General features: G+C 68.5%; 7 protein-coding genes. 3 read left to right on the top strand and 4 right to left on the bottom strand.

Translation table 11 applies throughout. The annotated features are described in order from the left end of the window. Positions 1-124: 124 nt before the first annotated feature. From drmB to ACFY3C_RS04390, 4 genes are read right to left on the bottom strand one after another with little or no spacing between them, the layout of a single operon-like run. Entirely contained in the window at positions 125-1993 is a 1869-nt protein-coding gene (gene drmB / locus ACFY3C_RS04375; protein ID WP_386580308.1) for a DrmB family protein, read from the bottom strand. Beyond that, positions 1990-5235: a helicase-related protein gene (locus tag ACFY3C_RS04380; protein WP_390769648.1), complete on the bottom strand. Its 3246-nt coding sequence runs from the start codon at positions 5233-5235 to the stop codon at positions 1990-1992. The genes drmB and ACFY3C_RS04380 overlap by 4 nt, the downstream gene beginning before the upstream one ends. Further along, positions 5232-7136: a UvrD-helicase domain-containing protein gene (locus ACFY3C_RS04385; RefSeq protein WP_386580304.1), complete on the bottom strand. Its 1905-nt coding sequence runs from the start codon at positions 7134-7136 to the stop codon at positions 5232-5234. The genes ACFY3C_RS04380 and ACFY3C_RS04385 overlap by 4 nt, the downstream gene beginning before the upstream one ends. Further along, positions 7133-11893: a DEAD/DEAH box helicase gene (locus ACFY3C_RS04390; protein ID WP_390769649.1), complete on the bottom strand. Its 4761-nt coding sequence runs from the start codon at positions 11891-11893 to the stop codon at positions 7133-7135. Before ACFY3C_RS04390 ends, ACFY3C_RS04385 begins: the two co-directional genes overlap by 4 nt. Before the next feature lie 666 nt (positions 11894-12559). Between ACFY3C_RS04390 and ACFY3C_RS04395 the strand changes: the two genes are divergently transcribed. The 3 genes from ACFY3C_RS04395 to ACFY3C_RS04405 are packed head-to-tail and all read left to right on the top strand — an operon-like array spanning position 12560 to position 16503. Next, the gene (locus tag ACFY3C_RS04395; protein ID WP_390769650.1) at positions 12560-14644 is read left to right on the top strand and encodes a helix-turn-helix transcriptional regulator; all 2085 of its coding nucleotides are present in this window, start codon (positions 12560-12562) and stop codon (positions 14642-14644) included. 3 nt (positions 14645-14647) lie between these two features. Further along, positions 14648-15643: a hypothetical protein gene (locus ACFY3C_RS04400; protein ID WP_386580297.1), complete on the top strand. Its 996-nt coding sequence runs from the start codon at positions 14648-14650 to the stop codon at positions 15641-15643. After that, on the top strand, positions 15640-16503 hold the full coding sequence (locus ACFY3C_RS04405) for a DUF6339 family protein (protein WP_390769651.1): 864 nt from the start codon (positions 15640-15642) through the stop codon (positions 16501-16503). Before ACFY3C_RS04400 ends, ACFY3C_RS04405 begins: the two co-directional genes overlap by 4 nt. Positions 16504-16507: the final 4 nt, after the last annotated feature.

The following is a 16507-nucleotide window of genomic DNA, read 5'->3' on the forward strand; positions in this document are numbered from 1 at the left end:
CGGCACCCCCTGCCCTGGGAGGGGTGGTCCTGCACCAAGGCGACAAGCCACTGCTCGCTGCACCACCGCAGTTCTGTCGTGCAAGACCGCCGATCTGTGTCGGTGTCCCCCTGCCGGCCGGATGCTAGTGGCCCACTATGTTCGCGAAGAAGCCCAGATGAGGATCGTCCGGCTTGCCGACGATCAGGGCGCGATCCAACAGGATGTTGTTGTGCTCGCAGCTCGTCTCCGGGAGCATGACGCAGGCGTGGCAGGCGGCGAGGTTGGTTCCGCCGGTGCCCGACACCTCGGTCTCCATACAGAGAGGGTCGGAGGAACACCACTCGGCGCGGCGGACGGCCGAACGGACCGTGCGATCGAGAAGCTCCGGTTCGCCCTGGACGACAAGTCCGCCGAGGCTGCCCGCCGAGTCGCTCGTCGCCGTGTAGACGAGCACCCCGGCCATGTCGTCGGCGGCGTACAGGCGCTCGCGCAGAGAAGCGGCGGGGTAGCCCGCCTCCAGGCTCCACTCGTTGATGAGGATGTGGGCCAGAGTGTGCAGCAGCACCATGCGAGGAGTGGCCGGGGAGGGGACGGCCCGGCTCGGGTCGTCGGCCCGCTGCTCCAGCACCCGCTGGTGGGCGGTCCGCATCCGCTCGACCCGGGCTGCCACCGCCGGGGCCTTCTCCCAGGCGCCGAGTCGGTCCTCGTCCAGGCGGAGGAAGACTCCCTCGCCACGCACCTCCATGGCCGGGAGCCAGCGCAGGGGACGTTCGGAGAGCGGCATCTCCTTGGAATCGGTCGTCGACTCGGCGTCGATGAGCCGGGTGAACGCCTTCAGGGCACGCACCTCGCGGAGCTTCTTGACCAGCATCGGGCCGGCGACCCCGAGCGGGTCGAGCACGCTCTGGTCGCCCAGCGGGGTCTCGCACACGAACTGTTCGTCGCGGGAGTGCTCGCTCTCGTCGTTGCCCGAGCGGAGACGCTCGTACTCCTTGTTGCGCAGGGCGCGGTAGCGGTGGTCGAAGGTAGGGGCCGCCTCACTGTCGGGGTCCTCTTCGCGTTCCGCGGCGAGCAGCGTCATCACCTCGTCCAGCGGCACAGGACACTCGTTGCCCTTGAAAGCTCCCTTGAGGTAGATCTCGACGTGCTCCCGACTGTCGTACTGGCGGAGCGCGTCCCAGTGCTCGGCGAGAGGATCCGCGCGGCCGCTGCTCCACGGCGGGATGGAGAGCGCCGACTTCAGCACCGGCTGCCACACCGAGGAAGAACCGCGCTGGAGCGTGCGCAGGGGGAGACCGCACTCCCGAGCCGGGGCGGACGTGCCGAGCCACGGGCGGGGGCCTCGGCACTTGAGGCCCAGGTCCTTGAGCGCGTTCCTGCGGAAGGAGCCCTCCATCGAGACCTCGGGTGCCTGTCCACAGGTGCAGGAGACGAGGATCGAGCGGAGGGAGGACGTACGCCCGGACGAGCGCAGCTTCAACCTGCCTCCGCATTGTCCGATCGGCGTGGCATCGCGGTCGGGGGAGCGGTGCACCCACTGCCAGTACGGGAACTCGCCGAGATGTCCGGACTCGCAGGCGACGACGAAACGGGAGGGGACGAGGTCGACCTCGCACGTGCCGCAGATGCTTCGGCCGGCGGGCGGGTTGAAGTCGCCGTGTCGCTGCAGTTCGGTGCACTCGGGGCAGGAGTGCATCAAGGGGAAGCGTCGGACCCGGAGACCGTCCTTGCTGGTGTCGTCGGACGCGGGCGGCAGACGGAAGTAGTCGACGCCGAGCACTCGGGCCAGGCGGCGTTCGTGGATCTTCGGGGACTCGTCGCCGTTCCAGCTCTGCTCGGCCTCGTCCAGTCCGGAGACGATGAAGGACTCCTGGTCGACGGCGATGAGCGATCCGACGCCGTACGTGGTGATCGCCTGGGCGCGACGTACAGCACCGCGCCGCGGAAGATTGTGGGCGGGCGTACCGCCGCTCGCGGCGGTACGGCGACGACGGGCGGGGGGCGGGGTCATCGGGTTCCCTCCATGAACAGGGCGGTCTCGGCATCGACATCACGCAGACTCCACAGCGTGGAGTACGCCTCGCGTTCGGACTCGTCGTCGTACGGCTTCAGGAGCGAGGGGGCACGATTGCCCCGCTTCGGTTCGAAGAGCAAGCCACTGTGATTGCTGGCTTCCTTGCGCCACCACTCGACGAACTCGTCGAAGTCCCGGGCCACGGCCTCGGCCTCCTCCGGGGTGACAGCGCTCACGCGGTCCATGAGCACGGACCTGATACGGCCCTCAAGGACGTCTGCGTAGGACTCGACCTTGCCGGCGCCCTCGTTGGATCGGGCGGCCGGGATCATGATGCGGGCGAGGGCGACGATCACCGCGTGCAGGCCCCGTTCGCTGGCGCGGGCGGAGAAGGGGGTGACGGAGGTCGACTCGACCTCGCGGTAGAGAGCCGAGTGGAAGTGCTGGAAGCTCTCGTAATGGGAACGGTCGCGGGGACGCGACGAGTTGAGCATGACCGCGACCAGGCCCGGGTGCGCCCGGCCGACCCGGCTGGTGGCCTGGATGTACTCGGCGGTCGTCTGCGGCTGACCCATCACGGCCATGAGACCGAGGCGATCCACGTCCACGCCGACCGCGATCATGTTGGTGGCGAGCAGGACGTCCACGGTGTCCTCGTCGGGGAGCTTCTTCTCGATGCCCTTGAGCCGTGTGGGGATCTCGCTGGCGTCGATCCGGCTCGTCAGCTCCGAGTAGTTGGCGACCGATCGCACCTCCACGCCCTCACGCTCTGCGAGCAGTTCCAGGTAGGCCACCACGTCGTCATGGACCTGGAGTTCGGCCGCGGAGAGCAGCCTGAGGCTGTTGAAGTAGCCGACGAGACTCCAGTACGCGTCGCGCACCTTGTCCTCGGTGTCTGCGTGCATGGCCCGGTGCAGCAACGTGGCGTAGGTGCGGATGAGCAGCGTGGACTGACTGGTGCCGGGGGCCAGGAGGCCGACATAGCGGCGGCTCGCCTTCTCCTCCCGCGGAGTCTCCACGGCGAACCACGAGTCGCGGGAGTCCAGACCGGCGGGCGGGAACTGCCGTACGTCACGGGCGAAGAGGTGAAGCCCCTGATCGGCGGCGCGACGGATAGTAGCGGTGGAGGCGATCACCTTGGGACGGTCGGCGAGGGCGTCCACGGCGGTCTCGTAGAGGCCGGTGAGGGTTCCCAACGGACCCGAGATCAGATGAAGCTCGTCCTGGACGATCAGCTCCGGAGGAGGAGTGCCGTCGTCGGGGTCGTCGAGGTTGAAGAGCGCGGAGGTCGCCGGCCGCCACGGCATCGAGGCGAACTTGTCGACTGTGGCGATCACCAGCGTCGGTCGGGCGTCGTACACCGCCTCGTCGATCAGGTGGACGGGCAGGCCGCCGGTGAAGTCGCAGTCTGTGCCGGGGCAGCGGACGTACATCCGCTTGGCGTCCTCGTCGACCTCGTAGTCCCGGGCGTCGAGGCGGGTCCCGCACCAAGGGCAGGCGTGCAACTGGACGGGATTCTCTGTGGCGAGGCGCTTGTCGAGGTTCGCGCGCAGCTCGTCGAGCTTGGCGTCGGCCTCGGCCAGCGTGTTGGGGGTGGCGGAGCGCCCCACCCACATGCCGACGGAGAACTCCTCGTGCCCGAGTTCGGGAGTGCGGCGCCGCAGTTGCTCCATGGCACAGAGCAGGGTCGCCGCACGCTCGAACTGCTGAAGGGTGAGCAGCCGCAGCGTGTAGCGCATGAGGACGGTGACACCGCCGCCGTCCGCGCCCTTGCGGATGCGACGCAGAAAGGACGTCAGGGCGATCAGCCCGAGGTAGGCCTCCGTCTTTCCACCACCCGTGGGGAACCACAGCAGGTCGGAGATCTTCCGATCGGGGTGCTCACGGTCGTCGATGCCGGCTATGCAGAGCAGCACGAAGGCGATCTGGAACGGGCGCCATTCGCCAGCCGCAGGGTCGGGAGCGCCGATGCGTCCGTCTTTCACCCACTTGCTGCGGGCGCGCTGGTCGGCCATGGCATGGTTGGCCAGCCGGAACGCCCTCATCAGGTCGGGCTTGGTCCGCAGCAGCTCGATGCCCTCGCGGATCCGGCCGAGCGCCTCGCGGCAGGCCCTCACCTGGTCCCGTGCCGGCTTTTCGTGGGTCTCGCCCGCCAGAGCGTCCGCCTCGGCCGACTTGCGGTCGATCCAGCGTTCGTAACCCGTGGCGAGCCCTTCCAAAGCGGCCAGGACCTCGGCGTCGGAGTTTTCGGCCAGCCCCAGCATGGACAGCGACGAGCTGTCGATCTCCGGGTTGGAGTCGGTGAGCAGCACCTCCACGCTGGGCACGAACTCGCTCCGCACCTCGGGCACGGCGGCCTCATGGACGGTGTCGGTCACGCCGATCGGCGGCGGGGTCCAGTCCCACGCGGCGGAACAGCCGTGTCCGACGGCGAAGGTCGGCGCATGACGGTGCAGCAGCCGACTCGTGGCGATCTCTGGGTCGTGGGCGGAGGTCGGGGCGGAGCGCTCGACGAACGCAGTGGAGCCGTTGGCGGCCCGGACCGTCAGCCCGCACTGGAACAGGGAGAAGGCGTCCTGGAGATCCCGCTCGCCGATCTTCTGCTGGTTGATCAACGTGACGGTGACCGTGACCGTGCCGGTCTTCGGGTCGGGGCGACGAACAATGACGTGCAGCGCGACCTTCTCGGGAAGGAGTGCGATCGGTTCGGCCGGTGCGGGTGCGGTCAGGTCGATGTGCTGGTCCGGGAGCTGGAGCTCCCTGCGCCGCCACTGCTCCCGCTGCTCGGCGGTGGTGCGGGCTTCGGCCCGGCGGGCGGGGATCGGGTTGCTGTCGGCGTCCGTGGGTTCGTAGACGGCCGCGCGGGTCGAGACCACGATCGTGTCGCTTATGGTCGGGTCGACGGCGAAGGTCAGGCCCATGGAGGAGGGGCGCCTGTCCCCCGCGGCGCCGACATCCTGCGTGGTGCCGGACTCCTCGGCGTCGTCGCGGGAAGACACGGACGTGGTGTCCTGGCCGTCCTGTTCGGCGGCCATCTCGACCCTTCGCTCCTTCGAGGCCTGCGGATACAGCACGCCGGTGAGGTAGCGGTCGATCGGCGCGTCCTGGGTGAGGACCTCGTCCCGATCGTGGGGCGCGGCGTCCTCGGCGGGGCCGAGCAATTCACGGCGGAGCCCGACCAGGAGCTCCTCGTCACGGACCCGGTAGTGCTCGGAGTGTCGGCCTGCCACGTGCGTCATGCGCGCTGCTCCTCGTCTTCGTCGGCTCTCCGGTACCGGCCGATGCCGGTGATCCGCGGGGCGATCCACACGCCTCGCTCACCCAGTCCGGCGTTGGCGCCGGCGGCCGTGCTGCCCGTCACGGTCTCCAGGGTGTCGATCCGCAGGTCGCGGATCTCGTCGGGCCACCAGGGGTCCCACGTGCGGTTCACCTTCTGCACCTGGAACAGCTCCTCGCGGAACCGCCGCGACGCCTCGCCGATCTCCCGCCCGTAGTGCAGCAGGGCGTACGGCGGGCTCTGCGTCTCGCCCATCGGCAGGTCGTGGCGTCTGCGCAGTACCGCTTCCTGGCCGGGACGGACCTGTTCCAGGAGATACGCCTGGGTGGCGACGGCGTCCGTCTCGCGGCCGGGCGGATTGTCGTGGCACACGTCGCCCGCCTCGGCAACGATCCCGAACCTGTCGTACGACCGCCATCCGCCGACGTACCTGCGGCCGTTCCTTCGGCCCCCCGCTCTCCTGAGAATCGGCAACTCGGGAGACCGAGCGTGGTACAAGTCCTGGCGGACGCGAGTCATCGCCACATACAGGGCTCGGGCCTCGGCGGGGAGGTCCAACTCGTCCTTGTGCTGTTTGTGGAGCTCGGCGATGGTCGGCGGAGTCAGAACGATCACCCGGTCGAACTCGAGGCCCTTGGCCCGGTGCATGGTGGAGACGACGATCGGTGCGGTCTCCGGATCGGCCGCCTCGTCCGGGAACCTGCCGTCGGCGACCAGGCGGCGCAGCCGCTCCAGATCGAGCACATTGCGCCCGGTCCCGCGTGCGGCCCGACGCAGCGTCGTCCAGAGCGCGGTCGCACGCGGCTCGTACGGCAGAGGAATCCCCGCGAGAAGAGAGCGGAACCGGTCGTCGGTGAGGCCGGTCGCCTCCGTGCGGCGCAACAACTCGGCCACCCAGTAGGGCACCGGCCGCTCCTCCAGGGGGCGCCGCAGCCGGTGCTCGACGCCGTGCTCGTGGAGCAGGCCGGATATCACCAGGGCCTGCCGGTTGTCGCGGGTGAGGATCGCGCAGGTGTCGGAGAGGTTCCGCAACCCGTCCAACGCGAACTGATCGGTAAGGTCGCCCATCCCGTTCGCCGGATCCAGGAGCAGGTCGCGCAGTTCCTCGTAGAGCGTCGCCGCCTCGTCCGTGTTGCTGACCTGCTGCAGCCGGGAACCGTGAGCCAGCGCGATCCGGGCCTCGGGGGTGACGGCCCGGAAGTTCTCGGTGAGGCGCAGCTCCACCAGGTCGTCGGGGTACGAACAACGCAGCCACTCGAAGAACCGGCCGGTCTCGTCGTTGCGTTGGGTCAGATCCTCGATCTGGAAGCCGTAGACGCACTGGGCGGCGTCGCCGACCACGGTGAAGCCGCAGCTGTCCTGGTATCGGTCGAGCAGAGCCTCCACCAGTTCCCGACGGTCGCCCAACAGGTCCTGCACCTCATCGATCACCACATGGGCGGGCGGGATGGTGTCGCCGGACTCCAGCGCGCCCTTCTCGATGGCCTCGACCGCGGCCCGGATCCGCTCGTCGAAGGAGGCCGACCCCCACTCCCGATCGGGGTACGCCTGGACGAGCACCCCGTACGCCCAGGCATCGAAGGTCTGGGCGCGCACCCGACGGGCCCGCTCCCCATGACGAGCGATCCGCTCGCGCAACTCGCGGGCGGCGGCCCTGGAAAAGGTCAGCACCAGGATCTCGGCCGCTTCCAGCGCCTCGTCCGGGTCCTCGTGACCGCACAGCGCATCGAGCCGGCGCACCAAGGTGTGCGTCTTGCCCGCCCCGGCACCGGCGGTGACCAGGACACGCGCGTCCCAGGGCTGCTCGACCACGGTCCGCTGCTCGTCGGTGAGCGGAGGGCTGTCGAGGTAGGCGTCGGTCACTTTCGGCTCCAGAGGTGCTCGAACTGCGTGAACGCGAGCTGGGTGTCGAAGTTGGCGATGTTGTCGCTGACGTTGAGGATCAGACAGGTGTCCTTGCCGCCGTTCTTGGGGCCGCGCAGGCCACGACCGATCATCTGCTGGTAGACGTTGGTGCTGTAGACCGGGCGGGCCACCACCACGACGCGGGTGGCCGGTGCGTCGAACCCCTGGGTGAGGACGCCATAGTTGGTGAGTACCCGGATACGGCCCGTGCGGAAGTCCTCGATCCGCCGGCGCCGGTCCTGGGGGCTGGTCGTCGAGTCCACGGCGGCGGCCGGGATCCCGCGGTCGTTCAACATGGCTGCCAGGTACTTGGCGTGATCCACGGAGGTCGCGAAGAGCAGGGTCGGCCAATTGTCCGGAAGCTTGGCCACCTCGTCGACGATGCGTCGGCTGCGCGCGTGGTCGTCGGCGAGACGCTGCTCGGCGGCCCGGGAGAGCACGGCCATCCGGTCGGCCTGCGCCTTCTCGTCTCGCGTGAGTTCGATGCGGCCGCCCTCGAGGGTGCGGTGCTCGACCTGAGCGAGCATCTCCCATTCCTGAAGATCACGGTAAGGATCACCGGACGGAAAGACACCTTCGTCGAGCCGCCGGTTGCCGAAGCGGTTGACCAGTCGACGGGTCTCCTCCTCGTTGGTGTTGCGGAAGGGGGTGGCGGTCAGACCGATCAGGTGCCGTCCCGTCTCGTACTGAGTGAGTCCCAACTGCGTCAGGATCTCGGTGTACCGCTTGGAGATGGCGGTGTGCGCCTCGTCCACGATCACCAGTGCGGCCTGTCGCAGCCAGGTGTACTGCTCGGTACCCAAGCATCGCTCCAGCTTGGCGTCGGTGGCGACGACCAGATGCGGGTGCTCGACGACGTTCCCCACCTCGTTGCTGCTCCAGAGCCGACTGATGGTGAGCGGCCGCTCCGCACCCACCTTGTTCCAAACGAACTTCCAGCTCTGTACGGCCTGTTCGCACAGCTCCTCGGTCTGCGCGATCCACAGCAGCGGGCCCTCCAGGTCGCCCACCCGCTTCACCCATCGGATCACAGCTTCGGCGGTGACCCGGGTCTTACCGGCGCCGGTGGGCAGCGACAGCATGGCGCGCTGCGGGGCCAGCCGGTCGAGGAGGGTCGAGATGTTCCGGACCAGGTCCTCCTGGTAGTCGTGGAGTCGGGGAAAGTCCCGCGGGCCGTCCACGGTCTCCGAGGCGGGCGGAGACGGCGTCCTGGAGCCGGCGAAGGACACGGGCAGCTTCAGGTCCGATACGAAGGAGATGGCGGCCGACGAACCCCCGTAGGCGACCGGCGCGTTGGCGAACTTCGCCTGGACGTCCCGGGCGTGCTGCTGGAGGACTCCGTCGCCGTGTGCGTTGAAGGCCATCTGCGCGATCCGAAGCCCGGACGGCTCCGCACCGCCGGACTCCTGCAGCTCGGCCTCCATGAGCCCTTCGGGCAGCCCGGAACGCAGGGCCTCCGCGCCGATCAGCAGCTCGATCTTGGTGACCACGTCCTCGGCGTCGCGTATGGCCTTGAGTGCCGCCTTGGTCTCGCTGTCTCGCGCCATGCGTTCCTGGTGCTCCAGCACTGCCCGGCAGCCGGTTGCACCGAGCCCCAGCTCCAGTTCACGGTCGATCAGCCGCAGCATCGGCTCGGGGTCGAGCGGGATACGGACCTTGACCGTGGCACCCTGGCGTACTGCGTCCAGGGAAGTGGCCTGCGCGCCGTTCGGCGTGCGGATCACCTCTTCCAGCTCGGTGCACCGCTGCACCAGGCTGTTCCGGTTGGCGCTGTTCAGCCGCTGGCGCAGCGCGGGGTACAGCTCGACCAGAGGCACCGGGTCGCCGTCAGGGACTTCGCGGGTCTCCCGGCTGATCACGTCGGCGTAGCGGAGCATGCCCCACTTCTCGACCATCAGCTCGGCGTCCTCGAGAGTCGCCACGAGCAGCGCGGGCAGCTGTTCGGCCCGCAGCGCCCGATACTCGGCGGCGCCGACGGCAAGGGTGATCTCGTCGTCCGGACGCGCGCCCCAGACGTCGCCGATGCGGCATCGGGTCAGAGAGTCCTCGGGGAAGTCCGCGCCGAACCGGGTGAGCATCACGTAGGTGGCGCCGACGAAGGTGTCGTCCTCGCTCCGGGACAGCTCGGAGAGAAGAATTTCCCAACGATCGGACGGGACCTCGTCGACCGTGGTCGGCAGACGCAGCTTGCGGGCCTTCTCCGGGGAGATGTCGGCGACCGGCAGCACGTCGCGGTAGGCGGCGAGCTGCGGCCCGACGGCTTCCTTCAGTGGTTTGATCCCCTGGGAGGTGGCGACCGTGCCGTACATCTTGACCATCCAACGGATCGGCGAGATCACCGCCTGCCGACTGCTCGACTGAGCACCGATCCGACAGGTCCAGTTGTCCACCACGTCGTCGTCGGCCAGGGCCTTCAGGAAGGCGGCGCGGGACTCCTCCGAGAGGGAACGGAAGAGGTGCAGCGGGCCACCGATCGCGGAGCCCTCCACCTTCATCCGGCTGAGGGACGGACGGGGGGCACGCTCGTCCAGGCTCCGCAGCAGGGCGGAGTGGACCGCTTCCCGGTACTCCTCGAACCAGGCCTCGCCTTCCGGCTGCACTCCCGTCGAGGGCCGCTCCCGCAGCCCGATCTCCGGGAAGAAGGAGAGGTCGTCGGAGTGGAACTCCTTGTCGACGGCGATGCTCGGGTCGCGCCGGGCGTCGACCACCGCGCCGGGAAGCATGCAGTCTCGCACCGGTCGGAATTTCCCGTCGGCGGTCCGCACGCGCAGCGTCTCGCGAGGTGTCGGCACCCGCTCCAGGACCTTGTGTGCCAGCCGGCGACCGCCGGCCTGTCGGAACAGCTCCCAGAACCGCTCCCATTCGGTGTCACCGTAGCCGTCGAATCCCTGGTCGAGGACGCTCACGAAACGCCCTTCGGCGTCCGCCTCCCGGATGCCGAGGACGTTGAGAGCGTGGGAGAGCGAGGAGTCCTGGGCGATGTCGTCGACCACGTACACCGTGGACTCACGCAGTCCACCCTGGTCCGCGCGGCGGAACACCCGACCGGGCACAGGGGCGACGAGACCGTGCTCCTCCGTGAGCACGATCCGCGCCTTCCGCGCCTCTTCGACGGACGGGTTCCGAACCTCGATCATGTCAGCGAGAATGCGGACGGCCGCGGCGGACGCTTCGGCGCTTCCGCTCTCGACCAGTGCCTCCAGCCACTCGCGCACGCCGGTGCGCTCGTGTCCGGCTGCGTCGAGGATGTGCTCGACCTTTCCGGAGCGCAGAGAGTCGGTCTCGACACTGGGGTGCAGCCAGTTCGTGGGCCGGCCGGGGCACTCGTGCCACATCCGCAGCCAGCTGGCGAGGCGCTTCTGGTCCTTGTCGAAGCGGGGGTGGAAGCGCAACTCGGTCGGGACGCGAAGGACCCCGTCCTGGTCGGGCAACGACGGGCGCACCGCGGCCTTGGCCCAGATCTCCCGCGTCAGGAACTCGTCCGCCCAACTGATCGCTTCCTTCACACGCCCGGGTAGCAGAGGGAGGTAGGCGGCGGGGTCCTCGCCGGGGGCGAGGGAGGGAAGGGCGTCGACGACGAGCGCCGCCGACACTCTGATCATTTCCTGGTTGAAGGGCGAGGAGTCGAGGAGGTTCTGCCGGTCCTCGTTGGTCTTCCAGGCACCGTTGAGGATCCCGCTCAGTGACATCTCGTACTTGGTCGGGAAGAAGGACCAGAAGCGTCCCCGACCACGAGCCCTGGGGCTGACGTGCAGTCCGCTGTCCGCATCCTTCGCCAACTCCGGTACAGCCCAAGCAAGATCGAGCGAGAGCCGGCCGTGGAGCTCACCGGCGTCGGCCCGGGCGGCCGAGCCGGGCTCGTGGGTGACCGTGAAGACGCGCCAGCGCTCGGTGGCCGTGGGCTTTCCGGTCCGTTCCTCGACCACGGTGTGCAGATCGCCGCTCTGCTGGGTGGTCAGCACGCGCCGGGCGAGCGGACGAGGCCGACGGTCCTCCAGGACGACCTTCGCGACGTGCGGAGAGAAGAGCTGGAAGCCGACGGGGAACTCCTCGCGCTGCTCGCCAGGACGGCGCGTGCGACCTCCGTGCATGTCCTGGCCGAGTCGTTCGTCCGCCCCTTCGAGCAGTGGCAGACGTACGACGGTGGTTGCCCGCGTGAGCAGCTCATCGAGGATCGGGTCGGTCGCGCGTTCCTGGCGCTCGTCGAGTGGACGGGCCATCCGCAGCACCGGAGCGTCGAAGTCGGGGCCGTACCGCTCCACGACCCCGGGGACGGACTGGATCTGTCCGTACGACCATGCACGATCGAAGCCGAAGCTGCCGGTTCGACTGAAGAATTCCGGGGTGTCGGTGACCACGAGGACCGACTTCACCCCCACGCCGAACCGGCCGATCTGCCCGCCGCGTTTGCGCGACATGCTCATTCGGAGAATGGTTTCCGCGCCCTCGGGGGTGACCGGCGTTCCTTGGTTGGCGCAGTAGAGATGGGACTCGGTGAGGACGACATGGACGGAACCACCGGGTTCCGCGGCGATTTCGTCGGCCGCGTTCTGGACGAGTTCGAAGAGCTGTCGGTCGCCGTATCCGCCTTGGGTGATGCGCCGTTCGCCGTTCGAGTGTTCCGCGACGAGTCCGGGGTCGACTTCGTACGTCTGCAGAACCCTGGAGGACTGCTCGATCACTGTTCTCAGCACAGGGGTCGGTTCAGCGGACACGGATCTCCGATCCTCGAGCACGGGTGGGGCGGATGATGTCACCGACGCGGTTGCGGCCCAAGCGGTTGCATGGGGAACCGACGTGCACAGAAAGGGCGGATAAGCGGTCGCATTCGCTCACGATTCGGCACTGCTCCGCGATCGCGAATCTCGGGTGCGGTGTCAAGGGGTGCCTGCTCTTTCAGGGAGAGCGGATTCTTGTATACGGCAGAAAAAAAGGAAGGAAGTGTGCGTCTCGAAGGCAGTGAAAACGATCTGTCCGCAACAAGGCACACCTGTGGCGCAACTCGGAGAAATGTTTCTCCCGAGGCATGTGGGGCTGCCAGTGGAAGGACGCTAGTGGATTCGAATCCCGCGCACAAGTCCCCGGATTCGAAGGGGTGTTGGGACTGGAAGCGGAAGCTCTTGGTCCACATCTCCGTGGGGTAATCGGCCCTCCTGTCGTCACGAGTGGAGGATTTCGGACAAAAGGTGTCCAATCCGGCGGTCGATGAGATCGGGGAGCCTCCGTGGAAGTCAAACTTCCTTTGACAGTTGCCCCTTGTGTCAATCTCGGGTTTAGGGTGGGGGGCGTCATAGGAACGAGCCGAGACCGGAGCGCAGGTGACCGTGGAAGCAGGCGAGGACTTCGGCCCTTGGTTGGCACGGCAGTTGAAGCTGGCACGCATGACACAGACGCAGCTGGCCGAGGCTGTGGACGTGACGCGGGCGGCGGTGTCCGCCTGGATCACCGGGCGAGCCACCCCGAGGCCGGAGACGATCGAACGGATCGCCCAGGCCCTGAACACCGACCTGGCGACCGTGCATACGCGCACCACCGACACTCTGGCCGGCCTGCCCATCGGTTGGTACCACCGTCCCGGACACGATGACGGCGGGCGGGAGTTGGGAAACGCCGCGGCGTTCGCCTTCGACGCCGACGTGGGGGTGCTGGCTCGCGAGACCTGCCAGAACAGTCTCGACGAGCGCCTCACGGAGAACGGCCGGCCGGTCCGCGTGCGTTACACCCTTCACGAGCTCACCGGTGGTGACCTGGACGCCTTCCGGAAGGCCATCCTCTGGGACGAACTCCATCCGCATTACACGGCGGTTTCGGAGTCCGCCTCCCAGCAGAAGGTCGGACGTGTCGTGGACGCCGGCGTTCGCGACATGTTCGAGAAGGGCCGATTGCTCCTCCTCCGGATCGACGACTACAACGCCTCCGGACTCACCGGCGACGACTACGGTGACGGCAAGTTCGCAGCCGTCGTCCGCCGTCAGTTGGAAAGCCTCAAGTCGGGGCGGAGTGCAGGTGGTTCGTACGGTCTTGGCAAGGCGACGCTGTGGGCGACCAGTGCGCTCGGCTTGGTCCTGATCAATTCCACGCTCTCCGTACCCCACGAGGGTCGAACCGAGCGCCGCGTCATCGGACGACTCGAGCTGCCGTGGCGTTCCGTCGACGGTCGCCCGTATGCGGGCCCCGCCTGGCTGGGGCGCCCCGACCCCGACAGCCCAGGTGCGAAAGTGGCTCGTTCTTGGTGGGCCGACGAGGAGATGGTCAAGCGTCTGTACCTCGACCGCGACAGCGATGAGCCGGGCACCTCATTCCTCATCGTGGGTGCCCATGACGTGGCGAGCCTCGACCAGAGCACCCTCGACCTCGACGTCGACGACGAGGACGCCAGCGACGACGACGGGACGCGCGACATCCGGGCCATGCATCGACGGCTGGTCGAGGCGCTCGGGCGGGACTTCTGGGCAGCGATGACCAGTGGCGGAAGCCGACTGCCCCTGCTGGAGACCTCGGTCCGCACACTGCGCAACGGCAAGGTCGTCATCGAGGAGGAGAAGGTCGACCCCGCCGTTCACCAACCCTCCCGGACCCGGGCGCTGCGTGCCTTCTACGAAGGGACGACCGTGGACCGGCTCACCGAGGCCGGTCAGGTCGCACTCCGAACGGTGCCGTTCCGGCTGCCGCTCTCCGGCGGGCGTCGTGGCACGCTCGGCACGCACCCCGCCGTACTCCTGGTCACGGAGGCCGAGGACGCGGACGGCATCTCGAACCAGGTCCACTCGCTGCGTGGCAATCGGATGACCATCAAGAAGTCCGGTGTCGCAGGCCTGCCGCTGGGTGTGAACGCCTTCCAGGGCGTTCTCCTGGTGGGACAAGCGGCCGGAGAGTCGGTTCCCTTCGCCGAGGAGGCCGAGGAGTTCCTGCGTGCGGCCGAGCCCCCGGAGCACGATCGCTGGGGCCAGACCGAGGAGTTGACCCTTCGCTGGTCGCACACCGCGCACCATCGCATCGCCCGGTTGACCACCGAGGTCAACGCGGCAGTGAAGGAGTTGGTCGCCAGGCCGAAGCGTTCTGGAGGCCAAGGGGGCGCGAAGCTGCGGAAGGCGCTCACCGTCCCGCGCAAGACCGCGCCCAGGCGCAGTTCCGGGCCGGCCCTCCCGGAGCTGGACGGACTCCACGCCGAGATCGGCCCGGGCGGAGAGTGGCAGATCACCGCCGAGGTGAAGCTGCCTCGCGGTGACGAATTGCCTGCCATGACACCCGTGGTCCTGCTCGACGTGCGGTCGGGCAGCCGTCCCAAGCTCGAGTGGGCTGAACTCGTCGCCGTGGACGGCTGTGCGGTCGAGGACGGTGCACTCCGCTTCACGCCGGGTGCCCGCCGAGCCAGCTTCCGGGGCTTCACCGATGTCGCGGGTCATCCCGTCCGTACGGCGCTCACCCGGCTCGTTCTCGAACTGCGTGCCGGCAAGGGGGAGTGAGGCATGAAGTTCTACCCGTACAAGCGGCTCAACCGCCCGATCGCCCTCCGGGTGACCTCGGCTTCCCTCAAGCTGCTCGACGGCTCCAGGGACCGCCTGGACACCTCGGCCTACTCCACCCCGCAGCGGACCGTGGCCCTGGGCGTGGCGCAGCACGAGGACTGGGTGTCGGCCAGGATCGGCTTGTCCGTCACTCTGCCGCCCGGCGCCAACGCCCCCGATGCCCCGTGGAGCGACCTGCGGGTCCTGGCAGTGCTCACCGACGGCGAGACCAATGTGCGTACCGCCGTCGACCTCCGTCAGGACGCCCCGGGGAGCAGGGAGTGGTCGGGCGAGATCGAGGTGTTTCGCGATGATCACCTGGGCCGTGCAACCCTGGCGGCCCAGGCTGTCGCCACGGTCGACGACGTGCCCGGCCGTGCGATCGCCGAGACCGACGACGACTGGGCCGTCGATGTGGCTGCCGATGAGCCGCTCGGTGGTCTGCGCCTCGACGTGAAGCAGATGAGTTTCTCGAAGAGCGCGCGGGAGTGGTTGCACGCCTACTCCGACGCGCCTTGGATCGTGGATGCCTCGGGTCGGATGCCGACGGTGCTGGTCAACACCGACATCGAGGGTTTCTCCGATCTCTTGGGCGGCGAAGGCGGGGGCATCGAGAACAAGATCCACGAGATGTTGGTCTCCCAGATGGCCACCGATGTGTGGACCGCGGTCTTCCACAGTTCTGTGGGCGACCTGGAGGTCGAACCCGACGGTTCGCCGGTTTTTCCCACTGACTGGCAGGGCGAAGTGCTGCGGGAGATGCTCCCCGACGTGGTGCCGGGCGTCCATGTGGAGGAGGCGCTCCGTCACGTCCACCGCCGGCGCACCGGCGACGCGGGGTGGGTGGAGCTCCAGACCCGCATCCACTACGCGGCCGTGCGGCGTGCCGGGGCGAGCAAGGCGCTCGCCAACGCCCTGCGCGGACTCCAGCAGATGAATCGAGGGGACGGAGCATGATCGAGAAGCCGCACCATCTCCCTCAGCGACTCGGCCTGTTGACCGCGACGGCGGCTGACCCCTTCCTCACCGAGGAGCTGCTCAAGGGGATCCAGGGCCATGGGGGCGTCGATCTCGCCAAGGTCGTCGAACCGCTGCCGGAGGACGACCCCCGATGGGAGGTCGAACCGCTCAGGGAACTCGTGGAGGACGCGATGCACGGGTTCCGGAACAACCGGACCGAGGCCGACGCCTGGCTCGCGCCCAGGCTCCACGCAGCTCTCCGCATCACCCGGCGGGAGGCCGCGGACCGAAGGTTCTGGAACCATCTCGCGCTTGCCGTCGCCCCGGACTACGTGGCTTGGCGGCACTTTTCCCAGAGCAAGCTGAGGATCAACCAGGAGCGCTTCAAGGGCGCGCTCGACCGTCAGTGCTTCTCGCGCCTGTGGTGGGCGGCGGAGATGTTCCGCAACGGCAAGGACTACTCCCCGGTGGTCGCGGCCTGCGGCAACCAGGACCTGATCCACTCCGCGCTGCGACGGGATCTGATCGACCACCGTCCCACGGCCCAGGCTCTGGTACGCCTTTTGGGCCGGGGGATCGCCAGTACCGGTCGTGAGATCGAGGGCCTCATGACGGCGATCAACGCCGCCGGCGCGACCTTGGTCTACGACGTGCTGGCCGCGGACGAGCCGCGCGATCCCGAGGTGCTGCGCCAGTGGGTCGCGGAGGCCGAGTCCGCGCCCCCGGTGCCGCGGCACTCCCTGCCGACCGGACCCGACGAGGAGCCCGTCCCGGAGAAGTCGGTGGTCGCACTCACCGACTACTTCACCGAGCTCTTCGAGACGGCCCCGGTCAGGGGCCGGACGCTTCAGGGGTGAGCGG

The sequence above is a fragment of the Streptomyces sp. NPDC001410 genome, from assembly GCF_042895235.1.
Classification (GTDB): Bacteria; Actinomycetota; Actinomycetes; order Streptomycetales; family Streptomycetaceae; genus Streptomyces.